The following is a 23639-nucleotide window of genomic DNA, read 5'->3' on the forward strand; positions in this document are numbered from 1 at the left end:
GCCGGTGCAGCCTGCCGCAGCGCCCGTGCAGGCGTCGCGAAGTCATCCGCCCCCGCACCGCCCGCGCGGCGTTCACTCTTCCGCCATGCCCGGCGCACCTACACTGCGGCTCTCTTGGCGCAAGCGATCCCCCTGCATGCACGTGCTCGTTACCGGAGGCACCGGATTCATCGGCCGCGCGCTGTGCGCTGCCCTGCTCGACGCCGGGTACAAGGTCAGCGTGCTCACCCGCGACCCGGCGCGCGCAGCGCGTCTGTTGCCGGCGGTGCAGACGCTGGACGACCTGCAGCGCGCCGGACCGGCCGATGCGGTGGTCAACCTCGCCGGCGAACCGCTGGGCGAAGGACGCTGGAGCGCCACCCGCAAGCGCCGCTTCCGCACCTCGCGCATCGGCACCACCCGCGCTCTGATCGACTGGATGAGCGGGCTCGACGCCGCGCGGCGCCCGGGCTGCCTGATCTCCGGCTCGGCGATCGGCTACTACGGCGATCGCGGCGACGAGGTATTGGACGAAACCAGCACGCCCGGCGACGACTTTTCCGCACAACTGTGCCGCGACTGGGAAGCCGAGGCGCTGCGCGCACAGGACCTGGGCGTGCGCACCAGCCTGGTCCGCACCGGTGTGGTGCTGGGCCGCGACGGCGGCGCACTGGCGCGGATGCTGTTGCCGTTCCGGTTCGGGATGGGCGGGCGCATGGGCGATGGCCGTCAGTGGATGAGCTGGATCCACCGTGACGACCAGGTCGGGCTGCTGTTGTGGCTGCTGCAGCACGGCGACGAAGGCGCCTACGACGCCACCGCGCCGGCGCCGGTGACCAATGCCGCGTTCGCGCAGCAACTCGCCGCCACCCTGCATCGTCCGGCACTGCTGCCGATGCCGGCGGCGGCATTGCGCCTGGCCTTCGGCGAGATGGCCGACCTGTTGCTGGGCAGCCAGCGCGTGCTGCCGACGCGCGCGCAGCGCGAGGGCTATGTGTTCCGCTACCCGCAACTGGACGCAGCGCTGCGCGCCGTGCTCGCCGACTGAGCCCCTGCGGCGGCGCCGCGTCGCCCAGCGCCACAATCAGTACCGAAACGAAAACGCCCCGGCGGAGGCCTCCGCCGGGGCGTGCTGCATCAGGTCGCCGCGCCGGCGTCAGGCGCCGGTCGACGCGATGCGTGGGTGCGACTCAATAGCGCTTGCAGACGGTCTCGACCACGCGGTTGCCGTTGGCCTGCTGGCGCTGGCCCTGGATGTAGCGGCCGGTGGCGCCGCCGGCGACCGCGCCGCCGACCGTGGCCAGCTTGCGGCCATCGCCCTTGCCGATCTGGTTGCCGAGCAGGCCGCCGATCGCCGCACCGGCCAGCGTGCCGCCGAGGCGGTCGGGATCGGTGCTGTTCTTGCGCACCGCGACCTTCTTGCAGTGCACGCGGGTGCCGTCGCTGAAGCGGCGGCCGTTGTCCTCGGGGCCGTAGTGGCGCTGCGCCTCGGCCAGCGGCGCGGCGGCCGTGGCGATGGCGAGCACGGAAAGACACAAGGCGGACTTGAGAGTGTTCATGCTGATTGCTCCTGGGTGGCGGAGCCGATGCACAAGCACCGCGCTCTCGACGGGCGCCACCTTCTCATCGACTTCGCGAATGGTTCGTGAAGCGAAATCGCGCGGATTCAGCTTCCGCAGCGGCACCTGAATCAGTCGGCGCCGCCGGGTTCGCCGCTCTGCGGCGCCGTCGTCGCAGGCGGCTGCGCCGCGGTGGCGGGCGCGGGTGCCGGCGCCGTGGCGGGCGGCGGCGGCGGCGGCACCGCGGACGCTGCCGGGACAGGTGCGGGCGCTGCCGGCGTCGGTGCCGGCGCGGTCACGGCCGCCGCGGCGGGCGGATGCGCAGGCGGCTCCGGTGCCGGCTTGTTCTTGGGCAGGTACTCGCTCATCAACTGGAAGAAGCGCTTGTAGAAGTCGCCGTCCTGCACCGTGCTGCTGGCCACGCGCACCATCGAGTCGTCGCTGCTGCCGATCGGCAGCGACACCGAGCCAAGCACGCCGACGCCGACGCTGGCCGAGGTCGGGCTCTTCTTCAGCGCATAGCGGTCCTGCAACGCACTGACGAACACCCAGGATTCGTCCTGCCCATGCGCCACGCAGGACACCCGCAACTCGAGCTGCTCGTGCAACTCGTCGCTGGGCTGGAAGTTCTTGGTGCCTTCCACCGCATCGGCGGTGGCCTTGGAGACCACGTAGCCCTGGCTCAGCAGCGCGCGGCGCGCCGATTCGCAGGCCTGCGCCGGCTGCACCGGGTAGTTGCGCGAATAGGTGTTGTCGGAATTGAAGGTCTCTTTCACCAGGCCGTCCTGCTTGCGGGCGAAGCAGCCGCTCAGGCCGATCGCGATCAGCGCGAGCGCGGGAATGGCGAGAACCTTGGAGGGAGCGGACATAGGCCGTTGACCGGAGAGAGGGAACCGCGGCAAAGAATAGCCGCAAGCGCGTCGGCGCGGCCTTGACGCCGGTGCGGCCGCTCATCCCGCGGTTAGCGAGGTGCGCGGCGTGGGCCGCGCCGGCTCAGGCGGCGGGTTCCAGCGCCAGGTCCACGCGCAGCAGGCCGCCGTCGTGGGCGCGGCGTTCGGCGCGCAGGTAATGATGGGCATCGAGCAGTTCCAGGGTCGGCGGCGCCGCCAGCGGCTCGCCCCACAGGCTCAGCAGGAAGCCACGCGCGCGCAGCCAGGCGAGCAGCCGCAGCAGCCCGTCCAGGTCGCGCGGCAGCAGCAGGTCGACGTCGCCGGGCAGGCGCGGTGCCGCGGCCGGATCCTCCAGCCAGTGCGGATAGCTGCCGTACAGCGCAAAGGCGAAGCCGTCGGCACGCAGGGCCGCCAGCAACTGCGCCGTGCCAGGCAGGTCGATGGGCTGGCGCCGGTGCTGGAAGATCAGCGCGTACTCGTGACTGCGGTCGTTGCGGGTGTCGCCGGGCGCCAGCGGATGCGCCATCTCGCGCGGGTAGCACAGCACGCGCTCGGGACGGGGCGCGAACAGGCTGCCGAGGATCCGGGCCAGGTCCCAGGCCTGCGGCACGGTGACCTCGCCGAGCTGCACGTTCTCCACCATCGCGATGCAGAAGCCGTCTTCGCGCAGGACGCGGCGCACCCCATGGAACACCGCACGCAGGCCATGCAGGTAGGCGGCGTAGTCGGCGCTGGCGTAAAGCTGGCTTGGCGCTGCCGCGGTCGGCCAGGCGCAGCCGAAGTACGGCACGTTGGTCAGGCACAGGTCCACCGCTGCGGCCGGCGCGCACTGCGGCAAGCCGCCGTCCAGTACCTCGGCCTGCAGGCCGAGCCGCTGCAGCCGTTCGCGCGCCAGCACCGCGCGCGCCGCGTCGATCTCCAGGCCGATGCCGTGGCGGCCTTCCAGCTCGGCGGCGAGCAAGGTGCTGCCGAAGCCGCAGAACGGATCCAGCACGCGCGCGCCGGGCGCGCTGAAGTGGCGCACGAACGGACGCATCTGCCCGACCCAGCCGCAGTCGCGCGCACCCAGCGGATCGCGCTGGCGCAGGTCCTCCGGCAGCCGATGGTCCGGCGGATCCGGCTGCGGCGTCCACCAGCTACGGCTATCCATGCGGCGCCCGCCACAGCAGATCGCGGTCCGGCTGCCAGCCGGCGCACAGCCGCCCATCGGCGAAGAACACCAGCTTGTAGATGTCGCCGCTGTCGTGGCGCGCGTGCATCGCGCCGTAGTCGGAGGTCTCGAATACCACCTCCATGCCGTCGGCGCTGGCCAGGCGCACATTCCAGAAGTAGTAGCCCTCGGTGATCTGCAGCGGCTGCAGCGCGCCCCACCACGGCGCCGCCATGCAGGCGCCGAGCACCTGCTCCACCGCGACCCGGGCCTGCGCCAGATAGCGCGCGGTGCCGCCGTCGCGGTAGCCGTCGCCGAGTCGGGAGAACTCGCGGAAGATCACCGTGCGCGCCCCGCAGGCGCGCGCCCAGTCCAGGTAGGCGGCGACGCCGTCGGCATCGGCGATGCCGCCGTGCTGCAGGATGCACACCAGGCGCAGCGGCAGCGCTTCGGCGATGCGCTGGGCGGTGGCGACGAAGACGTCCGCATCGGCGATCGCCTCGCCAGGGCGGAAACGCATGATCGCGTCGTTGCGCGCCTGCTGCGGATGATGCCGCGACAGTTCGATCCACGACAGGTCGAAGCGCTGCAAGGCCTGCAACAGCGCATCGCCGTGGCCGCGGGCAAAACCGGCGCCGTTGCTGTACAGCACGCGCTGTTCGACCAGCAGGCCGTCGCGCTCGGCCGCGCCCAGGGTCTGCAGCAGTTCCACGAACCAGGCTTCGTCGTCGGTCATCTCCAGGCCCGACAACGAATGCGACAGCGGCAGCCCGCGCAGCTGCGTCAGCGCCTGGCGCAGTTGCGCGAAGTAGTGCGGCGGTGGCCGCAGGCTCGCCGCGGCGGTGCCGCCGCTCTGCGGCCGCAGGGTTTCCGAGCAGAAGCGGCAGCGCGCCGAACACGGCCGCACCGACGCGTAAGGGGTGAAGGTCACCGGCTGCGCGACGCGGTAGTCGCGCGCGCCGATGCGCTGCTGGCGCCAGCGCGAGGCATCGGCCGCGGCCGGCACCCGCCATTCCAGATGCGGGGTGCTGGCGCGCAGGGCGGCGAACAGCGGCGAGCCGCCGCTCAACGGCGGCGCACTCGGCAGGGAGGCGTGCATGGCCGCCTCCTACAGGCGCGCGGCGTTCGCGCGCTCGCGTACCTCGGCGAAGGTCCAGTCGTGCAGCAGGCGGCCGTTCTCCCACACGGTGACCATCGCATCGTCGTAGCCGGCCGGGCCGGCGACCGCCTCGGCCGACACCGCGTCTGGCGCCACCGGCTCGGTGCGATAGCTGCCGTACTCGCGGTGCCGCAGCAGGCGCATGCGGCCGCGCTTGCTGAGCTTGCCCTTGTCGGTGACCGGATCCTTGTAGACATCGATCCAGCGGCCATCGACGCGCGCGGCCGAGCACTTCAACGCGAACTTCTGGGTGTCGCGGTCGAGCCGCTGCAGCAACGCACCGCCCATGCCGAAGGCCAGGTTGTCGGTGGCGTAGCCGGCGCTGGTGATGCGCTCCAGGATCGCGCGGATGCTGGTCGGGTTGACCCCGTCGCCCTGGATCACCCGCACGTGGTTGAGCACCTTGTAGCCCTTGCCGTTGACGGTGTGGCCGAAGGCCTCGTCGAGCAGTTCCAGGCACTGGTGCACCACCGCCACCGGATCGCCGGAGTCCGGGCGGATCACCACGGTGGCGCCGGAGGCGATCACCTCTTCGCGCAGCGTGGTGCCCCAGTGCTCGCGGATCGCGTGGAAGATGTCGTAGCTGTCCGACACCACCGCAACCACGCCGCCGGGCTTGCCGAACTGCTTGAGCATATTGCGGTAGGCGTCGACCTCGCGTTCGCGGCCCCAGCTGGTGATGGTGCTGTGCTCGGCGGCGGGGATGGAATAGCCGGCCATCGGCTCGTGGTAGTGCGCGCGCGCCAGCAACAGCCCGGACACGGTGTCGGTGCCGAGGAAGTTGACCAGGTGCGCCGCGCCGCCGATCGCCGCCGATTCCAGGCTGGACACGCCGCGCGCGCCGAAGTCGTGCAGCTTGAACGGCAACTGCCCGTCCGGGTCGTCGCTGGTGCGCTCCAGGAACTGGCGCAGGGTCTGCTTGGCGTGCCAGCTCACCGTGGCCACGGTCACCGGATACCAGATGCGCAGCAGCAGCGTCTCCAGGTACGACGGCACCCAGTAGGCCTGCGCGTCGGTGGATTCGATGGTCATCAGCGCGTTGTGGGTCGGCACCACGCTGCCCTCGGGCACGGCGCGGATGCGGATCGGCAACTGGCCGCCGAGGCGGTCGACGATGTCGCGCCAGCCGGCCTCGTTGAACGGCTCGCCGTGCGCGGCGAACAGGTCGCGCGCCTCGTCGATGTCGGCATGGGTGACGGGGCGGCCCAGCGCCTCTTTGAGGATCGACTGCAGGCCGAAGAACACGGTGCGGTCGTAGACGCCGCCGCGCGATTCCACATAGAAGAACGTGGCGTCGGTACCGGGCGGGTACTGCAGCCAGTGGCTGGCCTTGTAGCTATCGGTGTTGAGCAGCAGGTTGTTCAGGCATTGCATGACGGAAGCTCCTTCGCGTCGGGGAAAGCCGGCGGTCTGTCCGCCAGCCGGGGAGGCCGCGTCAACCGCGGCCCAGGAAGAATTCGAGCAGGTGCAGGTGGTCTTCGAACAGTTTCGGGCCCATGCCCAGCACCTCGCTGACCGGCACCCAGCGCGCCTTGTCGGCGTCGTCGCCGCCGCGCACCTCGGGCAGTTCGCCGAACACGAACTCGAAGTGGAAGGCGTGGGTGATGGTGCGCCCGCGCAGGCTGCGCTCGGGGTGGTCGAACACGTGACGGTTCTTCAGCGAGCCCTTGAGCACCGGCACCGGGATCTTCAGCCGGGTCTCCTCGCGCAGTTCGCGCAGGCAGGCGTCGAGGATGCTCTCGTGCTGGCCGACGAAGCCGCCCGGCAGCGCCCACAGGCCCTTGCCCGGCGCCGCGCGGCGGCGCACCAGCAGCACGTGCCCGGAGTGCACCACCACCGCGTCGGCGGTGACGAAGGTCGGCGGATACGGCGCCTCCTTCCAGGCCGCGCGGTACTGCTCGATGAACTGGTATTCGGCCAGCAGTTCCCCATACGACGGCGAGTTCTTGCGGAACGCCTCGAGCATGTCGAAGACCGGCGCCGGCACATTGCCGCGCAGCATCAGCAGCGCGCCGTGGAAATCGATGCTGCCGGCCTCGAACAGGTAACGGCGCAGTTCGGTCGCCGACAGCGTTTCGGTGTGCTGCACGTCGACCAGCGGCCACTGCGGGAATTCGCGCAGGTAATAGCTGCTGGCGTCCTTGTCCATGCCGATCAGGCCGATCCGCGCCTCGGCGCTGCCGCCGTCGCTGCGCACCGCCTCGGCCACCGTGGACTGCACCGCGGCGATCCACTGGCTTTCGTTGTACAGGTGGTCGCGCAGCGGGCGCAGGATCAGGCGTTCGCCCGCACCCTCGAGCGCCGCCTGGATCATCACGCTGCGCTCGGCAACGGTCCAGGGATTGCGGATGGTACGGGGGGTCTCGGCCGAGCCGATCAGAAAGATGAGTTTCTGGCCACGCGCCAGGGCGTGGCGGGCAACGGCGGCGTGGCCGTTGTGGAAGGGCTCGAAGCGCCCGATGAACACCAGATAGTCGAACTCCATGAGCATCCCTCACGGTTGGGTGGATCGCCGCGGGTCTGTCCCTTGGCGTGGGCAAAATGCTACGCCGATGCCGCATCGCGTCAAGTGACGCACCGCGCAGATTCATCGGCCATCCAGACAGCGCGCGTGGACGCCGCGCCGGCGACGCTGCAGTGCAGCGCGCGTCGCCACAGCGATCGCGCTAGCCTCGTGCGCGCCGCGGCCAAGGGGACCGCCCGGCGCGTCCTGCCGGCCGCCGTTCGGGGCCGCGCGACGCCCCTCCTTCCCTCCTCCCATCACTGCGAGAATCGCATGAACCGATCGAGCAAGCGCGTGTCCGCCTGGCTGCTGGTGTTGTTGCTCGCCTGTCTGTGTGCGCCGGCCATGGCGCAGACCTTCGCCAAGGGCGCCGATGTCAGTTGGATCGACCAGCAGGAGAGCAGCGGGCGCGTGTTCCGCAACGCCTCCGGTGCCACCACCGATTTCTTCTCGCTGCTCAAGGGCACCGGGGTCAACGCGATCCGGTTGCGCGTGTGGGTCAATCCGCAGGGCGGCTGGAACGACGGCGCCGACACGCTGAACATGGCCAAGCGCGCCAAGGCGCAGGGCATGCGCATCATGATCGACTTCCACTACAGCGACAGTTGGGCCGACCCCGGCAAGCAGACCAAGCCGGCGGCCTGGAGCAACCACGACTTCGCCACCCTGGTGAAGGACGTGTATTCGCACACCAACGGCATCCTGTCCTACCTCAAGTCCAACGGCATCGACGTGAGCTGGGTGCAGGTGGGCAACGAGATCAACAGCGGCATGCTGTGGCCGGACGGCAAGACGCCCAACTTCGGCAACCTCGCGCAGCTCATCAACAGCGGCTACAACGCCAGCAAGTCGGTCTACCCCAACGCCAAGGTGGTGGTGCACCTGGCCAACGGCTACGACAACGCGACCTTCCGCTGGTTCTTCGATGGCCTCAAGTCGGCCGGCGGCAAGTGGGACGTGGTCGGCATGTCGCACTACCCGTCCCCCAATGCCTGGCAGAGCGCCAACACCCAGATCGCCAGCAACATGCAGGACATGGTGGCGCGTTACGGCTCGGACGTGATCGTCAGCGAGGTCGGCATGGACTGGCAGCAGGCCGCCACCACCCGCGCGATGCTGGCCGATCTGCTCACCAGGACGCGCGCGCTCGGCAGCCGCGGCCTGGGCGTGTTCTATTGGGAACCCGACGCCTACCCGGGCTGGCAGGGCTACACGATGGGTGCGGTCAACAACAACGGGCAGCTGACCCAGGCGCTGTCGGCGTTCAACTGATCGCCGCTCGACAGGCGCGCCGCGCGGTGGTCACCGACACCACCGCCGTGCCACCATCGCGCGTTCCGCTCCTGTCGAGACCTGCCATGTCGCTGTCGCTGTCGTCCGCGCGCAAGCTCGCGCTCCCTTTGCTGCTGGTGCTGGGCGTGTGCATTGCGCCGGCGCAGGCACATAAGCCGGCGCCGCCCGCCGCGCCGGCCCCGCTCAAGGTCATGAGCTTCAACGTGCGCGTGCCGGTCGACACCGACGGCGACAAGCGCTGGGACGTGCGCCGCAGTGCGATGGCCGCGCTGATCCGCACGCAGCATCCCGACGTGTTCGGCACCCAGGAACTGGTCAAGCGCCAGGCCGACTACCTGGCCGCGCAATTGCCCGAGTACCGCTGGTTCGGCCCCAGCCGCGACGGCAAGGACGACGGCGAACGCATGGGCGTGTTCTACGACAGCCGCACGCTGAAGCTGGTGAAGTCGGGACACTTCTGGCTGTCGGACACGCCGGAGGTGATGGGCAGCATCAGCTGGGGCCATCCGCTGCCGCGCATGGTCAACTGGGGGCTGTTCGAGCGCATCGGCGATGGCCGCCGCTTCTACCTGTTCGATACCCACCTGCCCTATCGCGACGAGGACGAAGCGGCGCGCGCCAAGGGCGCGGCGCTGATTGTGTCGCGCCTGAAGGCGCTGCCGGCGGACGTGCCGGTGGTGCTGACCGGCGACTTCAACACGGTGCCGGACTCGCCGACCTACCGCACCCTCACCGCCAGCCTGGCCGATGCGCGCACGCAGGTGGCGCAGCCGCAGGGTCCGGAAGCGACCTTCCACGATTTCACCGGCCACCCGGACCGGCGCATCGACTGGATCTTCTCGCGCGGCCTGCAGGCCACCCACTACGCCACGCTCGACGCGCGGCCGCAGGGTCACTGGCCGTCGGACCACTTCCCGGTGATCGCCACGTTCGCCTGGCCGAACTGACCCACGTGGGCCTGCGGCATGGACCGCAGGCCGATGTGCGGGAGCGATTCCATCTGTTCGGCATCAGCCGCGACGAGGCGCCAGCGGTAAAGCCTGTCGCGGCTGAAGCCGCTCCTACCAGGCGACCTCATGCCTGGCGAGGCAGACGGTGCGCTAACGAAGTGCCGCTGCTCGCAGGAGCGGCTTCAGCCGCGACGCATGACGTGAAAGGGCTCGGCGTGGCGGGCTGGCCAAGGCCACTCGAGCGCTGCAAGACGGGCAAGACCTCCGGCACAGCCAAAGCAGAAGCGCGTGATCCGCGCAGTGCTTCAGTCGCGATCTCACACCGGAAAGCATCCGGCTCCATCAGCAGTCGGGACCGAAGTCCCTCCCACAGGAAGCAGCTGCGCTGACAGAGGGCCGTGCGGCCGCAGGAGCGGCGTCAGCCGCGACACGCGCCGCCCGGGAAACAGCCGTCGCAAGCGATCCCGAACAGCGTAACAAGGACCGCGCCTGCCGGTTGACGATGCCTCGCTGCACCAGTGCGCAAGCGCATCGCCAGAAGCGTCCGTCGTGCGCCAGCCGACGGATCCTCAGGCCGCCGGCGCGGCATGCGCACACAGCCAGTCCAACACCTGCTGCACCGGCGGCGATGGCGCCGGTGTCGGCCGCCACACGATCGACAACTGGCGCAGCGCCCACGGCTCCTGCAGCGGCACCGCGACCAGTTGCGCGCGCACGCTGACCCGCTCCAGCGCCGCCTGCGGCAGGATCGCCACGCCGGCACCGCGCGCCAACATCCGGCACAACGGTTCGATGCCGTGCACCTGCGCGCGGAGGCGCAACTGCCCGCCGGCGCGCGCCGCCTGCGTGCGCAGGTGTTGCTGCAGGGCACTGTCCTCGGCGAGCCCGAGGAACTGCGCCTGCCACAGCTCCGAGAACCGTAGTTGCGGCGCCTGCGCCAGCGGGTGCGTGGCCGCGGCCACCAGCACCAACCGGTCCTGCCGGAACGGGTGCGCGTGCAGGCCCTGCAGATCGGCATGGTCGGCGATCACCGCCAGATCGGCGCGTTGCTCGCGCAGCGCATCGGCCGCGGCGACGCTGCCCTGCTCGCGCAGCGCCAGATCGATGCGCGGATGCGCCACCAGGAACGCGGCCAGCACCTCCGGCAACCATTCCGACAACGCCGCGGTATTGGCCAGCAGGCGCACGCTGGTCGGGTGGCCGCCGGCGTACTCGCCCAGTTCGCTGCGCATCGCCTCGGCCTGGCCCAGCAATTGCCGCGCGTGCCGCAGCAGCGCGGTGCCGGCTGCGGTGAGGCCGACGCCGCGCGGGCCGCGCTCGAACAACGCAACCCCGAGCTGCGTCTCCAGCGCGCGGATGCGCGCACTGGCGGCGGCCAGCGACAGCGCCGCGCGGTCAGCGCCGGCGGTGATGCTGCCGGCCTCGGCCACCGCCAGGAACAGCCGCAGATCGATGAAATCCAGATGCATCGGCACTCCCGCCTTCGTCGTTGCCGAAGTCTGCCTGAAGCATTCGCGCATTGTCCGGCCGCCGCGGCGCGCCGATGCTGGGCCCCATGGACACCCTTGCACCGCACCTGATGCCGATCGCCCCGGTGTTCCTGCTTGCCGGCGGCGTCAAGGGTGTGGCCGGCATGGGCCTGCCGACGGTGGCGATGGGCCTGCTCGGGCTGTGGCTGACGCCGACCGAGGCCGCGGCACTGCTGGCGCTGCCGTCGCTGCTGACCAACCTGCAACAGGCATGGGGCGCGGGCACGGGCGCGCTGCTGCGGCGGCTGTGGCCGCTGCTGGCGTGCATCGTCGCCGGCACCTGGTGCAGCGCCGGCATCCTCGCCGGCGCCGACCCGCGGCTGGCGCGCGCCGGGCTGGGCGCGTTGCTGGCGCTGTACGCCGTGCTCGGCCTGGTCCAGTGGCAGGGGCGCCTGTCGCCCTCGCAGGCGCGCTGGGCAGCCCCGCCGGTGGGCCTGGCGACCGGTCTGCTGACCGGCGCCACCGGCGTGTTCGTGTTGCCGGTACTGCCCTACCTCGTGGCATTGCACCTGCCGCGGGAGACGCTGATGCGCGCCCTGGGCAGTTGCTTCGCTGCGGCGACCCTGGCGCTGGCCGCGGCGCTGATCGCGCACGGCGCCTTCCCCACGCAGGCACTGGGCCCCTCGTTGCTGGCGCTACTGCCCACCGCGATCGGCATGTGGCTGGGCGCTCGGCTGCGCGAGCGCATTTCCGCCAGCGCGTTCCGCCGTGTGTTCTTCCTGACCCTGCTGGGGCTGGGCGTGCATCAGCTGTGGCAGGCGCTGGGCTGAAGACGTGATTTCGCCGCAGCACCGCTCAGCCGTAGGATGACCCGGCATCCCCGAGAAGCCCTGTCGCGGCGGAAGCCGCTCCTACGACACAACACGGCAAGGACGCGGCGGACCGAACGCCGCATTCGCGGTGCGTGCCGATCACCAGGCCGTGGCCTGCCGGCCCGCGCAGCCCGCCGGTTCCTCCGCACGCACCGACACCGACACCGTGCGTGGACCGATCGGTCAGCACACGACGATGGCGCAGGTCGGGACCTGCAACCCGGACCTGCAACAAAAAACGCGCCACCGCTGAGCGATGGCGCGTTCGTGTTCGCACGACGGTGGAGCGTGGACTCAGTCGGCCCAGCGCCCCGGGCCGGTGGACTGCGGCAGCACTTGCACCGACAGCGGACGGTCCTTCTCCAGCAGGTTGACCGCATCGCTCAGGATCGACGCCGATTCGCGCAGCAGCGGGTCCGGGCGCTTGTCGACCAGCTTCTCGCGTGCGGCATCCTTGACGATGTCGCGCTCGTTGCCGGTCAGGCCGTCGTCGCTGCTGTCGTCGGCGAGCGGATCCAGCGGCAGGCCGAGCTGCTTGCGGATCTCCTGGCGCTGCTTGCGCTGCGCGTCCTGCTTCTCACGCTCGGCGCGGCGCTCGGCCTCGTTGAGCACCACATACTTCTTCGCCGCCTCGGTGCGGAACTGGCGCACGTCCTCTTCCCACCACTGGAATTCCTTGTCGTTGGCGATGCGCGTGGTGTGCAGCGCCTCCAGCTTGGGCAGCAGCGGCGCGAAATTGCCGTACTGGGTGTGCGGCACCGCGGCGATGCGGCTCCACGGCAGCGCGTTGTCGTAGGTGCTTTCGCCGAACTCGGTGGCATCGACGCTGGCCGGGAAGGCGATGTCCGGCACCACGCCCTTGTGCTGGGTGCTGCTGCCGCTGACGCGGAAGAACTGGGCGATGGTCAGCTTGACCTGGCCGAAGCGGTCGGTCTCGTTGGCCGGCCAGCGGTCCAGGTCGACGATGTTTTGCACCGTTCCCTTACCGAAGCTGGTCTCGCCGATGATCAGGCCGCGGCCGTAATCCTGGATGGCGCCGGCGAAGATCTCCGACGCCGAGGCCGAACCGCGGTTGATCAGCACCGCCAGCGGGCCGTCCCAGGCCACGGCCGGGTTCTGGTCGCTGTTGACGGTGACGCGGCCGCCGGATTCGCGCACCTGCACCACCGGGCCCTGCTCGATGAACAGGCCGGTCAGTTCGATCGCCTCATCCAGCGAACCGCCGCCGTTGTTGCGCAGGTCCAGCACCACGCCGTCGACCTTGTCGGTCTTGAACCCGGCCAGCAGCTTGGCCACGTCGCGGGTCGCCGAGGCATAGTCCTTGGCGTTGCGGCGGCGGCCTTCGAAGTCCTGGTAGAACGCCGGCAGCTTGATCACGCCGATGCGCCGCGCGGGCTCGCCGTCCTTCGCCGGCAATTCGATGGTCTCGCCCTTGGCGGCCTGTTCAGCCAGGCGCACCTTCTGCCGGGTCAGCAGCACCTGGCGGTGCTTGCCGTCCACGCCGGCCTCGGCCGGGATGTACTCCAGGCGCACCTGGGTGTCCTTGTCGCCGCGGATCTTGGCGACGACGTCGTCGATGCGCCAGCCGATCACGTCCTCGACCGGGCCGCTCTTGCCCTGGCCGACACCGACGATGCGGTCGCCCGGCTTGAGCGTGCCGTCCAGCGCCGCCGGACCGCCCGGGATCACCTCGCGGATCACCACCAGGTCGTCCTGCTTCTGCAGCTGTGCGCCGATGCCTTCCAGCGACAGCGACATCTGCTGGTTGAAGTTCTCGGCGGTGCGCGGGGTGAAGTAGTCGGTGTGCGGATCGACCGTGTTGGTGTAGGCGTTCATGAAGAACTGGAACACGTCCTCGCTCTTCAGTTCCTTCACCGAGTCGTCGAGGTTGGCGTAGCGCTTGTCCAGGGTCTTGCGGATGTCTTCCGGCTTCTTGCCGGCGAGCTTTAGCCGCAGCCAGTCGTTCATCACCGACTTGCGCCACAGCGCATCCAGCTCCTGGTCGTCCTTGGCCCATGGCGCGTTCTTGCGGTCGTACTCGAACTTCTCGTCGCCGTCGAAGTTGAAGTCCTGCTTGAGCAGCTTGCGCGCGTAGGCGATGCGCTCGTCCACCCGCTGCCGGTACACGGCGAAGATCTGGAACGCCGGTTCCAGCTGGCCGGAGGCGATGTTGGCGCCGAGGTTGTTCTGGAAGCTGGCGAACTTGTCGACGTCGGCCTGGGTGAAGAACTGCTTGCTGCCGTCGAGGGTCTCCAGGTACTTCTTGAAGACCTCCTTGGAGGTGGCCTCGTCGAGGGCGCGCGGCCGGTAGGCGTAGCGGCTGTCGGACAACAGGCCGTACACCAGCTTGGCGGTGGTGGCCTGGTCGGCGGTGGCAGCGGCCGGCAGTGCGGGCGCATCGGTCCGGGCGAACAGCGCCAGCGGTGCGGTCAGCGCAAACGCCAGCAGGAAGGCGGAAGCTTTGAATTTCATCTGGGGACTCTCGGCACCAGGCCGTCAGGGGGGCAGCACATCGCGTGAGACAACACGACAGTGACGCAAGTTGCAGGCCGTGTCACCTGTTCATGAAGCAGACTAGCGGCCGGCCTGCGCAGAAGTGTGAACGCTGCCGGTGCGAGCCGTGCAGACGGCGGTGCTGCGGCGACGAACGCGCAGCGCCGGCGCGACAGGACGCGCGGCGCGAGATCGCGCGGATGCGGCTCAGGCAGCGACGCCAGCGCCGGCCGCCTGGCGATCGGCGTGGTAGGAGGACCGCACCATCGGGCCGGAGGCGACGTGGCTGAAGCCCAGCGCGTTGCCGTATTCCTCCAGCGCCTTGTACTCGTCCGGGGTCCAGTAGCGCATCACCGGATGGTGATGGGCGGTCGGCTGCAGGTACTGGCCGATGGTGACCATGTCCACGTCGTGCGCGCGCAGGTCGCGCAGGGTCGCCTGCACTTGCTCCAGCGTCTCGCCGAGGCCGAGCATGATGCCGGACTTGGTGGCGATGGCCGGGTGCTGCGCCTTGAACTTCTTCAGCAGGGTCAGCGACCACTGGTAGTCGGCGCCCGGACGCACGTTGGGATACAGGTCCGGCACCGTCTCGATGTTGTGGTTGAACACATCCGGCGGGTTGGTCGCCAGGATCTCCAGCGCGCGGTCCATGCGGCCCTTGCCGCGGAAGTCCGGGGTCAGGATCTCGATGCGGGTGGTCGGCGCGGCCACGCGGATCGCGCCGATGCAGTCGGCGAAATGCTGGGCGCCGCCGTCGCGCAGGTCGTCGCGGTCGACGCTGGTCACCACCACGTACTTCAGGCCCATGTCGGCCACGGTCTGCGCCAGGCTGGCCGGCTCGCCGGCATCCGGCGGCTTGGGCCGGCCGTGGGCGACATCGCAGAACGAGCAGCGCCGGGTGCAGACCTCGCCCAGGATCATGAAGGTGGCGGTGCCGTGACCGAAGCACTCGTGGATGTTCGGGCAACTGGCCTCTTCGCAGACGGTGACCAGGCGGTTCTCGCGCAGCTTGGCCTTGAGGTTCTGCACCGCATTGCCGGAAGGAATGCGTACGCGGATCCACGACGGTTTTCGCAGCACCGGCGCGTCGGCGAACTGCACCGGCGAGCGCGCGATCTTGTCGCCGCCCAACTGCTTGACGCCGGTCTGCAGCGGCGCGGACGCGCTGTCGCCGGAAAGGACCTGCAAGGGAATGGAGCGTGCGCTGGGCTGGGTCATGGCGTGGTCGGCGGGCAGGCGGTCAGGCCGCGTGCGTGAGCGAGAGGTCGGGCAAGGCGTCGAGCGGCTGCAGGGTCAGCCCGAACTGGCGCGCCAGTTGGGCCAGCAGGACCGGAGTGACCGCCTGCATGCCGGAGGGACCGCCCAAGTCTAGCACCGCGGTCACCTGCAGGCCCTGGTAGCCGCAGGGATTGATCCGGTGGAACGGCTCCAGGTCCATCGCCACGTTGAACGACAGGCCGTGGAAGGTGCATCCGCGGCGCACGCGGATGCCGAGCGCGGCGACCTTGGCACCGCCGACATAGACGCCCGGCGCGCCGTCGCGGCGCTGGCCGAGGATGTTCCATTCGTCGAGGGTGTCGATGATCGCCTGCTCGATCCGGCACACGTAGTCGCGCACGCCGATGTGCAGCCGGCGCAGGTCCAGCAGCGGGTACACCACCAACTGGCCGGGGCCGTGGTAGGTGACCTGGCCGCCGCGATCGACCTGCAGCACCGGAATGTCGCCGGGCGCCAGCACGTGTTCCGGCTTGCCGGCCTGGCCGAGGGTGAACACCGGGTCGTGTTCGACCACCCACAGTTCGTCGGGCGTGGCCTCGTCGCGCGCGTCGGTGAAGCGCTGCATCGCCCGCCACACCGGCTCGTAGGGCTGGCGGCCGAGCTGGCGCACCCGGCACGGCGGCAGCGTCGGTGCCGGCGCCAGTGGCGCGTCCTCGGCTACAGCGTCCACTTCACTTCCGGGTGTTCGCGCAGCGCCTGGTGCGCGGCGTCGTACTGGGCGCGGTCGACCGCGCGGAAGGCGATGCGGACCGACACGTACTTGCCGTTGGACGAATGCTTCCAGCTGATGCGCTCTTCCATCACCTCCACGCCGGCGGCGACGAGCAGGCGCGGCAGTTCGGCCTCCAGGCCGGTGTTGGCGGTGCCCATGGCGCTGAGTTCGAACACGCCGGGGAACTGGAAACCGTGATCGGGGTTGTCGGAAGTGATGTCCATGCCCGCATTATCGGGCCGGCGCCGGGCAAACCCAAGGCCGCGCCGGTGGGCAGCGAAGCAGCCCTTGGCGCCGGCGCGTCCGAGGCGCGCCGGCGGGCCAGGCGCTGTCGCGCCCTGCGCGCAGGGGCATTGGCTTCTTGCTCCCACGTCCCACTGCCGCCTTCACACGGCAAGCGGGCAAATGGGACGGACAAACCCAAGCGGACGAATTTGTCCGCCGACGCGCATACACCTATCCTTGTCGCACGGGCTGCGTTCATGGTCCCTGCTGTTCACCCCCCGCCACCGGCGGCCGGCGGGCGGCGCCGTCCTCCCTCTTCCGAACAGAGACGCATTCATGTCGTCATCGCGCCCGCTCCTTCCGCTGGCTGTTGCCCTCGCCCTCATCGCCGCGCCCGCGGCCGCCACCACGCAATGCCCACGCGACACCCTGGAAGCGACCGCGCCCACGGTGAACTTCCGCGTCGACAACGACCTGTTCGGCGGCGCCGGCCAGGACCAGGGCTATACCAACGGGTTCGGCCTGATCCTGGTCTCGCCGAATCTGCGCGACTACACCGAGGACCCCTGCCTGCCCCGGCTGGCGCGGGCGGTGAACCGCGCGCTGACATGGTTGCAGCCGAACAGCGACTTCACCCAGCGCAACATGACCTTCGCGATCGGCCAGGCGCTGTTCACCCCCACCGACAAGACCCGCCGCGACCTGATCGAGGACGACCGTCCCTACGCCGGCCTGTTGCTGATGAACATCGGCTACAACGCGCGCAACGACGAGCGCCTGCGCACCACGCAACTCACCCTGGGCCTGATCGGCCCGTCGACGCAGGGCAAGCAGGTGCAGGATGCGGTGCATGAGTTACTGGGCGACGCCAAGTTCCAGGGCTGGGACAACCAGTTGCACGACGAACCGGTGTTCCGCGTGCTGCACGAGCGCCTGCGCCGCTGGTCCGGCGACGGCAGCCGCGACGGCTGGGGCTGGGACGCGATCAGCCACTGGGGCGGCGCGCTCGGCACGCTGGATACCCACGCCAATGCCGGCATGGAACTGCGCCTGGGCTGGAAGCTGCCCGACGATTTCGGCAGTTCGCCGCTGCGCCCTGCCGGCGAAAACGTCGCCCCGCCGGCCAGCAGCGTCGGCAGCGGCTGGTCGGCGCACCTGTTCGTGACCAGCGACGGCCGCTGGGTGCTGCGCGACATCACCCTGGACGGCAACACCTTCCGCGACAGCCACAGCGTGAAGAAGCGCCCCTTCGTCGGCGACGCCGGCATCGGCCTGGCGGTGATGCGCGGCAAATGGAAGTTCGCGCTCGCCCGCTACTGGCGCACCCGCGAGTTCGACCTGCAACGGCAGACGCCGGTGTTCGGGAGTTTTACGATCAGCTATCGGCTTTGAGGCCGGGAGTGGGGAATCGGGAATGGGGAATAGCAAAAGCAGGGTTCCCATCTCCCAACCAATCCGCCAGGTCGTGGGACGCCGCTTTTGCCATTCCCCATTCCCCGTTCTCCATTCCCAAGAAAAAAGCCGGCGTTTCCGCCGGCTTTTTTCAAAACTTACTCCGATTCCCACCACATCCAGAAGCTGTCCCACAGGCGCTTGAAGAAGCCGGCCTCGTCGACCGCCTTCAGCGCCACCAGCGGGGCCTGCGCCACCACCTTGCCGTCCAGGCTCACCTTGACCATGCCGATCTGCTGGCCCTGCTTGATCGGCGCCTCCAGGGTCTTGGGCACTTCGATCGCCGGCTTCAGTTCGTTGTAGCGGCCGCGCGGCACGCTGACCAGCAGCGGCTGCGCCACGCCCAGCAGCACCTGCTTCTCGGTGCCCTTCCACACGCGCTGCTGCGCGACCTGCTTGCCCGGCTCGTACAGGCTGTGGGTCTCGAAGAAGCGGAAGCCCCAGTTCAGCAGCGCCAGGCTGTCCTCGGCGCGCTGCTTCTCGGAGCTGTCGCCCATCACCACCGCGATCAGGCGCTGGTCGCCGCGCTTGGCCGAGCTGAGCAGGCAGTAGCCGGCTTCGGAGGTGTGCCCGGTCTTGATGCCGTCCACGCTGGGGTCGCGCCACAGCAGCAGGTTGCGGTTCGGCTGGGTGATGTCGCCGACGCGGAATTCCTTGATCTTGTTGTACGCGTAGGTTTCCGGATAGTCGCGCACCATCGCCCGGCCCAGCAGCGCCAGATCGTAGGCGGTGGTGTAGTGGCCTTCGGCCGACAGGCCGTGGGCGTTGACGAAGTGCGAACCGGTCATGCCGATCTTCTTCGCGTACTCGTTCATCAGCGACGCGAAGGCTTCCTCGCTGCCGGCGGTATGTTCGGCCAGCGCGATCGCGGCGTCGTTGCCGGACTGGATCGCCATGCCCTTTTCCATGTCTTCCAGGCGCGCGGTCTTGTTGACCGGGAAGCCGCTGTAGCTGCCATCGGTGCCGGCGCCGCCCTCGCGCCAGGCGCGCTCGCTGAGCATGACCTGGTCGTCGCGGGTGATCTTGCCCAGCTTCAGTTCGGCCGCGATCACGTACGAGGTCATCACCTTGGTGATGCTGGCCGGGGCCACGCGTTCGTGTTCGTTCTCGCCGGCCAGCACCTGGCCGGTGGCGTAATCCATCAGCACCCAGGACTTGGAGACGGCCGGCTTCGGCGCGGGCGGGATCGCCACGGTGGCCGGAGCGGCGGCAGCGGCGGCCGGCGGCGCGGGAACCGGACCGGGCGTCTGCGCGGAAACCAGGCCGACGGCGAACGTGGCCACGGCAGCGACGGCGAAGCGGAATTTCATCTAAAACGACTCCTGGCGGGCCCGAAGGCCGATGGAAAACGCGACATTGTAGGCCGAGCCGGCGCCCGGGCAGAGGCACACACGCTGCCGCCACGACCCGGCGTTAAGCCATCGGCATGGCCGCACGCTCGCAGCCGCGGCCGCGACGCCTCAATCCTTGACGATCTGCGGCCGGCCGAAGCCCAGGCCGGCGATGCGCGCGGCCAGTTCCGCGGCGCGGCCATGGTCCTCGGCGGCCACCCGCAGCCGCCACAGGGTCCGGCCACCGGAGACGATATCGCTGACGCTGGCGCCGACGATGCCGGCCGAGGCCAGCTGCGACAGCGCGCGGTTGGCGTTCTCGCGGCTGGCGAAGCTGGCCACCTGCAGCAGGATGCCGAGCGGCCCGCGCGCGCTGTCGGCCTCGGGACGCGTTGCGACAGTGGCAACCGTCCTGGGCGGCGTTGCCGGCGTCGCCACCGCAACGCTCGGCGCGGCCACGACGGCCGCAGGCGCGGCAGTGGGCGTGGCGGTCGCGGTGCCGCGGGAGCCGCGCACCGGGGTGTTCGCCGCGGCCACGCTGGGGGCGGGCGTGCCCGGCTTGCCGGTGGCCACGCGCACGCCGCGCGACTTCATCCAGGCGTCGAAGCGGTCGGCATCGCCGACCCGGCCCGGCGCGTCCTGGACGCGATAGCGCCAACGCTCGCCTTCCGGCAGCGCCGCGGCCGTGGCCGTGGCCGCCGCCGCGGTGGGCGCGGTGACCGCGGCCGTGCCGGCGCGCGCCGGCACGGTCGTGGCAGCGGCCACCGTGGCGCCGGCCGACTTCGCCGGCAGGGTCTTCACCAAATCGTCCATCTGCGCCGCGCGCCGCACCGCGGCGGGATCGCGCGTGACGGTATCGCTGCGCGCGCTGGTCAGCAGCGTCGCCGGCGCGCGGCCGGTGCGGCGCCGCGCCAGCAGGTCGCCGTTGTCGGCCGGGGTCAGGCCGCGCACTTCCACGCGGCCGGTGCCCTTGCCGGTGATGCCAAGCTTGACCGCGGCCGCGTAGCTCAGGTCGATCAGCCGGTCGTCGTGGAACGGGCCGCGGTCGTTGACCCGCACCACCACCGATTCGCCGTTGTCCAGGTTGGTGACCAGGGCGAAGCTGGGCAGCGGCAGGGTCTTGTGCGCGGCGGTGAACGCGTACATGTCGTAGACCTCGCGGTTGGAGGTCAGCCGGCCATGGAACTTGCTGCCGTAGTACGAGGCGGTGCCGCGCTCGACGTAGCTGTGCGGATCGTCGATGACCACGTACTCGCGGCCCAGCACCATGTACGGGGAGCGGTTGCCGATCGCCGACCGCGGCTCGTCGGTGACCAGCGGCTCGGGGATGCAGGCAACGTTGGGCACGTAGTCCGGGGTGGTGTCGCGCACGCCGGGCGCGTACAGGCCGCCGGCGGTGTAGTTGCCGCGCTTGGACGGGTCTTCCTTGGCCGGCGCGTAGGGCGAGGTCGAGGGGCAGCCGGTGGCGACGTGCGCCGGGCCCTTGCCCTCGACCCGGATGCCTGGCCCGGCGCCGCCGGCGGTCTTCTTCGGGGCGCTGCTGCAGGCGGCCAGCGCCAGCACAGCGACGACGGGAGCGATCCGGAGCAGCGCGTTCGGGTTCATGCCGGTGGTAACTCCTTGCCGGCGATGGCCTGGGACAGTTGGTACACGGCCATCGCGTACATCTTGGAATTGTTGTAGCGGGTGATCGCGTAGTAGTTCTGGAAGCCCAGCCAGTACTGCTTGCCGGCGCTGCCGTCGAGCGCGATCGGGGTGGCGGTGGCGCCAGCCGGCACCGGCACGTTCGGCGTGTAGCCGCGCGCGGCCAGGTCGGCCAGGGTGTAGGTCGGCGTCCAGTCGGTCGGATTGAATTCCTCGGCACCGGAACGCAGCGTGGCCGGCACCGCGACCAGCCCGTCGCGCACCCAGCCGCCCTTCTTGACGAAGTAGTTGGCGATGGACGAGAACGCGTCGTCGTAGTCGGTGAACAGGTTGCGCTTGCCGTCGCCATCGCCGTCCACCGCGAACTGGCGGTAGCTGGAGGGCATGAACTGGCCCAGGCCCATCGCGCCGGCATAGCTGCCGATCAGCGTGGTGATGTCCAGGTTCTCCTCGCGCGCCAGCGCGAACAGCTGGCCCAGCTCATCGCGGAAGAACAGCTCGCGGCGCACCTCGCGCTCGAGCTTGGCCGGATCGCCGCTGCGCGGATAGCGGAACGCCAGCGTGTACAGCGCGTCCAGCACGCGGTAGGAACCGGCGTTCTTGCCGTAGCTGGTCTCCACGCCGATGATCGCGACGATGGTCTCGGCCGGCACGCCGGTGCGCGCCTGCACCCGCTGCAGTTCGTCGCGGTGCGTGGCCAGGAACGCGCGGCCGCCGTCGATGCGCGCCTGGCTGATGAACATCGGCCGGTACTCGCTCCACGGCTTGACCCGCTCGGCCGGGCGCGACATCGCCGCGACGATCGCATCCTTGAACTGCGCCTGCGCCAGGGTCGCCTCGATCTGCGCCGGATCGATGCCGTACTTGGCCGCGGTGTCGCGGACGAAGTTGGCACGGGCGACCTCGAACGGCACCGGGGTCAGGTCCACCGGCGGCGCCTGCACCGCCTCGGGCGCGGCTTCGACCGGCGGTGCCGGGCGTGGCGCCGGCGGCGGCGCGCTGGCCTGCGGCGGCGAAGGCGGCGCCTTGGGCTGGGTCGCGCATGCGACCAGGCCAAGCGTGAGCAGGCAAATCAGCGAGCGTCGGATCATGCCGGCAGACTACCAGATTCAAGATGAATTTCTACCAATAACGCCATGAAACAAAAGAACTTTGCCCCAGGTCAAGTGCGCCTGCAGCATGACCTGACGGCATGCACCGGGTGCGCACCCCGGCCTCCGGCGTGGCGACGGCACAAAAAAGCCGCCGGGTTGCCCCCGACGGCCTGGCCCACGCGTAGCGACCCACTCAGAACGGCGCGTCGATGTCGACCACGTCGATCAGCTTGTGATTGACGAATTCCTTGATGCCCAGCCCGATCAGTTCGCGCCCGTAGCCGGAACGGCGCACGCCGCCGAACGGCAGGTCGGCCTTGACCATGGTCGGATGGTTGACGAACACCATGCCGGTGGAGATGCGCCTAGCCACCGCCACGCCGCGCGCCTCGTCGCCGGTGAACACCGAGCCGCCCAGGCCGAACGGCGAATCGTTGGCGATGCGTACCGCGTCGTCCTCGTCCCGGGCGCGGAACAGCATCGACACCGGGCCGAAGAACTCCTGGTGGTAGGCTGGGTTGTCCGGGGCGACGTCGGTGAGGAGGGTTGGCTGCACGAACGCGCCATGCACCGGCACCGGCGGCCCGACCTCGGTCGCGGTGGCGCCATGCCTGACCGCCTCGGCGATCTGCCGCTTCAGCTCGTCGGCGGCGCCTTGCGACGACAGTGGCGCCAGGGTGGTGGCCGGATCCATCGGATCGCCGGCCTTCAGCGCCGCCACGCCGTCGGTGTAGCGGCGCAGGAATTCCGCGTACACCTCTTGCACCACGATCATGCGCTTGGACGACACGCAGACCTGGCCGCCGTTCCAGTGGCGGCCGAACACCGCCCACTTCACCGTCTTCTCCAGCGGCGCATCGTCCAGCACCACGAAGGCGTCGGCACCGCCCAGTTCCATGGTCGACTTCTTCAGCGCCTTGGCCGCCTGGGCCGCGACGATGGCGCCGGCACCTTCCGACCCGGTGAGCGCCACGCCGTGCACGCGCGGATCGTTGAGGATGGTCTCCACCTGGCCGCGGGTGGCGTAGAGATTGGCGAAGGCCCCGGCCGGCAACCCGGCTTCGGCCATCAGCGCCTCGAACTTGGCCGCGCACTGCGGCACGTTGGAGGCGTGCTTGAGCAACACGGTGTTGCCGGCCGACAGTTGCGGGGCGATGATCCGCGCGATCTGGTAGTACGGGAAATTCCACGGTTCGATCGCCAGCAGCACGCCCAGCGGCTCGTGCACCACCATCGCCCTGCCCTCGGCCGGATCGGCCACCGGCAGATGCTCCGGCGCCAGCAAGCGCTCGGCGTTGACCGCGTAGTACTCGAAGATGTCCGCCGACAGCCGCACCTCGGCTTCGGCCTCGCCGATCAGCTTGCCCATTTCCAGGGTCAGCAGGCATGCGTACTCGCGGGTGTTGGCGCGCAGCAGCCGCGCCGCGACATGCATCACCCTGGCGCGTTCGGCGAACGGGGCCTGCTTCCATTGCTGGAACGCGGCGTCGGCGGCATCGATCGCGGCCAGCACCTGCGCATCGGTGGCCTCCGGGAAGGTGGCGAGCAATTCGCCGGTATAGGGATTGCGGGTGGCATAGGTCATG

The 23639-nt window shown here is 70.0% G+C and carries 20 protein-coding genes; 5 read left to right on the forward strand and 15 right to left on the reverse strand.

From position 1 onward, the window contains the following. Positions 1–136: 136 nt before the first annotated feature. Complete coding sequence (locus tag Q7W82_RS19505) at positions 137–1027, forward strand: TIGR01777 family oxidoreductase (RefSeq protein WP_242160889.1); 891 nt, start codon at positions 137–139, stop codon at positions 1025–1027. A gap of 142 nt (positions 1028–1169) precedes the next feature. On the opposite strand, the gene Q7W82_RS19510 is transcribed toward Q7W82_RS19505, so the two are convergent. The 6 genes from Q7W82_RS19510 to Q7W82_RS19535 all read right to left on the reverse strand — a co-directional run bounded on the left by Q7W82_RS19510 (position 1170) and on the right by Q7W82_RS19535 (position 7228). After that, positions 1170–1538, reverse strand: coding sequence for a glycine zipper 2TM domain-containing protein (locus tag Q7W82_RS19510; protein ID WP_160945432.1), 369 nt, complete (start codon positions 1536–1538; stop codon positions 1170–1172). Positions 1539–1669: 131 nt separating this feature from the next. Further along, entirely contained in the window at positions 1670–2407 is a 738-nt protein-coding gene (locus Q7W82_RS19515) for a DUF2242 domain-containing protein (RefSeq protein ID WP_242160888.1), read from the reverse strand. 124 nt (positions 2408–2531) lie between these two features. Further along, the gene (locus Q7W82_RS19520; protein ID WP_242160887.1) at positions 2532–3578 is read right to left on the reverse strand and encodes a DNA methyltransferase; all 1047 of its coding nucleotides are present in this window, start codon (positions 3576–3578) and stop codon (positions 2532–2534) included. Then, on the reverse strand, positions 3571–4677 hold the full coding sequence (locus tag Q7W82_RS19525; RefSeq protein WP_242160886.1) for a hypothetical protein: 1107 nt from the start codon (positions 4675–4677) through the stop codon (positions 3571–3573). Before Q7W82_RS19525 ends, Q7W82_RS19520 begins: the two co-directional genes overlap by 8 nt. Positions 4678–4686: 9 nt before the next feature. Continuing rightward, positions 4687–6111 (reverse strand): nicotinate phosphoribosyltransferase, encoded by a 1425-nt coding sequence (locus tag Q7W82_RS19530; protein WP_242160885.1) that lies wholly within the window; start codon positions 6109–6111, stop codon positions 4687–4689. A gap of 61 nt (positions 6112–6172) precedes the next feature. Next, positions 6173–7228, reverse strand: coding sequence for a bifunctional nicotinamide-nucleotide adenylyltransferase/Nudix hydroxylase (locus Q7W82_RS19535; protein WP_242160884.1), 1056 nt, complete (start codon positions 7226–7228; stop codon positions 6173–6175). 285 nt (positions 7229–7513) lie between these two features. Here Q7W82_RS19535 and Q7W82_RS19540 point away from each other — a divergent pair, with 285 nt between their 5' ends. Further along, positions 7514–8512, forward strand: a complete 999-nt coding sequence (locus Q7W82_RS19540; protein ID WP_242160883.1) for an arabinogalactan endo-1,4-beta-galactosidase — start codon at positions 7514–7516, stop codon at positions 8510–8512. An 86-nt stretch (positions 8513–8598) separates the two neighbouring features. Further along, on the forward strand, positions 8599–9480 hold the full coding sequence (locus Q7W82_RS19545) for an endonuclease/exonuclease/phosphatase family protein (RefSeq protein WP_242160882.1): 882 nt from the start codon (positions 8599–8601) through the stop codon (positions 9478–9480). A 572-nt stretch (positions 9481–10052) separates the two neighbouring features. Here the strand turns inward: Q7W82_RS19545 and Q7W82_RS19550 are convergent. Then, complete coding sequence (locus tag Q7W82_RS19550; protein WP_242160881.1) at positions 10053–10952, reverse strand: LysR substrate-binding domain-containing protein; 900 nt, start codon at positions 10950–10952, stop codon at positions 10053–10055. A gap of 86 nt (positions 10953–11038) precedes the next feature. Between Q7W82_RS19550 and Q7W82_RS19555 the strand changes: the two genes are divergently transcribed. Beyond that, positions 11039–11782, forward strand: a complete 744-nt coding sequence (locus tag Q7W82_RS19555) for a sulfite exporter TauE/SafE family protein (protein WP_242160880.1) — start codon at positions 11039–11041, stop codon at positions 11780–11782. A 336-nt stretch (positions 11783–12118) separates the two neighbouring features. Here Q7W82_RS19555 and Q7W82_RS19560 read toward each other — a convergent pair whose 3' ends face one another. The 4 genes from Q7W82_RS19560 to Q7W82_RS19575 all read right to left on the reverse strand — a co-directional run bounded on the left by Q7W82_RS19560 (position 12119) and on the right by Q7W82_RS19575 (position 16531). Continuing rightward, a complete protein-coding gene (locus Q7W82_RS19560) occupies positions 12119–14296 on the reverse strand; it encodes a carboxy terminal-processing peptidase (protein WP_017908122.1) in 2178 nt (725 codons plus the stop codon). Positions 14297–14524: 228 nt separating this feature from the next. After that, on the reverse strand, positions 14525–15535 hold the full coding sequence (gene lipA, locus Q7W82_RS19565) for a lipoyl synthase (RefSeq protein WP_242081998.1): 1011 nt from the start codon (positions 15533–15535) through the stop codon (positions 14525–14527). A 22-nt stretch (positions 15536–15557) separates the two neighbouring features. Further along, on the reverse strand, positions 15558–16265 hold the full coding sequence (gene lipB / locus Q7W82_RS19570) for a lipoyl(octanoyl) transferase LipB (protein ID WP_242160879.1): 708 nt from the start codon (positions 16263–16265) through the stop codon (positions 15558–15560). Next, positions 16253–16531 (reverse strand): YbeD family protein, encoded by a 279-nt coding sequence (locus Q7W82_RS19575; RefSeq protein ID WP_160945443.1) that lies wholly within the window; start codon positions 16529–16531, stop codon positions 16253–16255. Before Q7W82_RS19575 ends, lipB begins: the two co-directional genes overlap by 13 nt. A gap of 337 nt (positions 16532–16868) precedes the next feature. On the opposite strand from Q7W82_RS19575, the gene Q7W82_RS19580 reads away from it, so the two are divergent. Next, a complete protein-coding gene (locus Q7W82_RS19580) occupies positions 16869–17924 on the forward strand; it encodes a lipid A deacylase LpxR family protein (protein ID WP_242160878.1) in 1056 nt (351 codons plus the stop codon). A gap of 158 nt (positions 17925–18082) precedes the next feature. On the opposite strand, the gene Q7W82_RS19585 is transcribed toward Q7W82_RS19580, so the two are convergent. The 4 genes from Q7W82_RS19585 to Q7W82_RS19600 all read right to left on the reverse strand — a co-directional run bounded on the left by Q7W82_RS19585 (position 18083) and on the right by Q7W82_RS19600 (position 23638). Next, positions 18083–19294, reverse strand: coding sequence for a D-alanyl-D-alanine carboxypeptidase family protein (locus tag Q7W82_RS19585; RefSeq protein ID WP_148829351.1), 1212 nt, complete (start codon positions 19292–19294; stop codon positions 18083–18085). A gap of 150 nt (positions 19295–19444) precedes the next feature. Further along, a complete protein-coding gene (locus Q7W82_RS19590) occupies positions 19445–20920 on the reverse strand; it encodes a septal ring lytic transglycosylase RlpA family protein (protein WP_242160877.1) in 1476 nt (491 codons plus the stop codon). Further along, positions 20917–22050, reverse strand: coding sequence for a lytic murein transglycosylase B (gene mltB, locus Q7W82_RS19595; protein WP_242160876.1), 1134 nt, complete (start codon positions 22048–22050; stop codon positions 20917–20919). Before mltB ends, Q7W82_RS19590 begins: the two co-directional genes overlap by 4 nt. A gap of 196 nt (positions 22051–22246) precedes the next feature. Next, complete coding sequence (locus tag Q7W82_RS19600; RefSeq protein ID WP_242160875.1) at positions 22247–23638, reverse strand: NAD-dependent succinate-semialdehyde dehydrogenase; 1392 nt, start codon at positions 23636–23638, stop codon at positions 22247–22249. Between the last annotated feature and the right edge of the window lies 1 nt (position 23639).

Origin of the sequence: Xanthomonas indica (assembly GCF_040529045.1) — a bacterium.
GTDB classification, from domain to species: Bacteria; Pseudomonadota; Gammaproteobacteria; order Xanthomonadales; family Xanthomonadaceae; genus Xanthomonas_A; species Xanthomonas_A indica.

Excerpts from the sequence above, each read along its gene's own strand:
- Q7W82_RS19515 (WP_242160888.1), bottom strand. The coding sequence starts at position 2,407 with ATGTCCGCTCCCTCCAAGGTTCTCGCCATTCCCGCGCTCGCGCTGATC.
- Q7W82_RS19555 (WP_242160880.1), top strand. The coding sequence starts at position 11,039 with ATGGACACCCTTGCACCGCACCTGATGCCGATCGCCCCGGTGTTCCTG.
- Q7W82_RS19585 (WP_148829351.1), bottom strand. The coding sequence starts at position 19,294 with ATGAAATTCCGCTTCGCCGTCGCTGCCGTGGCCACGTTCGCCGTCGGC.
- Q7W82_RS19510 (WP_160945432.1), bottom strand. The coding sequence starts at position 1,538 with ATGAACACTCTCAAGTCCGCCTTGTGTCTTTCCGTGCTCGCCATCGCC.
- Q7W82_RS19520 (WP_242160887.1), bottom strand. The coding sequence starts at position 3,578 with ATGGATAGCCGTAGCTGGTGGACGCCGCAGCCGGATCCGCCGGACCAT.
- lipA (WP_242081998.1), bottom strand. The coding sequence starts at position 15,535 with ATGACCCAGCCCAGCGCACGCTCCATTCCCTTGCAGGTCCTTTCCGGC.
- Q7W82_RS19600 (WP_242160875.1), bottom strand. The coding sequence starts at position 23,638 with ATGACCTATGCCACCCGCAATCCCTATACCGGCGAATTGCTCGCCACC.
- Q7W82_RS19580 (WP_242160878.1), top strand. The coding sequence starts at position 16,869 with ATGTCGTCATCGCGCCCGCTCCTTCCGCTGGCTGTTGCCCTCGCCCTC.
- Q7W82_RS19545 (WP_242160882.1), top strand. The coding sequence starts at position 8,599 with ATGTCGCTGTCGCTGTCGTCCGCGCGCAAGCTCGCGCTCCCTTTGCTG.
- mltB (WP_242160876.1), bottom strand. The coding sequence starts at position 22,050 with ATGATCCGACGCTCGCTGATTTGCCTGCTCACGCTTGGCCTGGTCGCA.
- Q7W82_RS19575 (WP_160945443.1), bottom strand. The coding sequence starts at position 16,531 with ATGGACATCACTTCCGACAACCCCGATCACGGTTTCCAGTTCCCCGGC.
- Q7W82_RS19540 (WP_242160883.1), top strand. The coding sequence starts at position 7,514 with ATGAACCGATCGAGCAAGCGCGTGTCCGCCTGGCTGCTGGTGTTGTTG.
- Q7W82_RS19550 (WP_242160881.1), bottom strand. The coding sequence starts at position 10,952 with ATGCATCTGGATTTCATCGATCTGCGGCTGTTCCTGGCGGTGGCCGAG.
- Q7W82_RS19525 (WP_242160886.1), bottom strand. The coding sequence starts at position 4,677 with ATGCACGCCTCCCTGCCGAGTGCGCCGCCGTTGAGCGGCGGCTCGCCG.
- Q7W82_RS19535 (WP_242160884.1), bottom strand. The coding sequence starts at position 7,228 with ATGCTCATGGAGTTCGACTATCTGGTGTTCATCGGGCGCTTCGAGCCC.
- Q7W82_RS19560 (WP_017908122.1), bottom strand. The coding sequence starts at position 14,296 with ATGAAATTCAAAGCTTCCGCCTTCCTGCTGGCGTTTGCGCTGACCGCA.
- Q7W82_RS19590 (WP_242160877.1), bottom strand. The coding sequence starts at position 20,920 with ATGAACCCGAACGCGCTGCTCCGGATCGCTCCCGTCGTCGCTGTGCTG.
- Q7W82_RS19530 (WP_242160885.1), bottom strand. The coding sequence starts at position 6,111 with ATGCAATGCCTGAACAACCTGCTGCTCAACACCGATAGCTACAAGGCC.
- Q7W82_RS19505 (WP_242160889.1), top strand. The coding sequence starts at position 137 with ATGCACGTGCTCGTTACCGGAGGCACCGGATTCATCGGCCGCGCGCTG.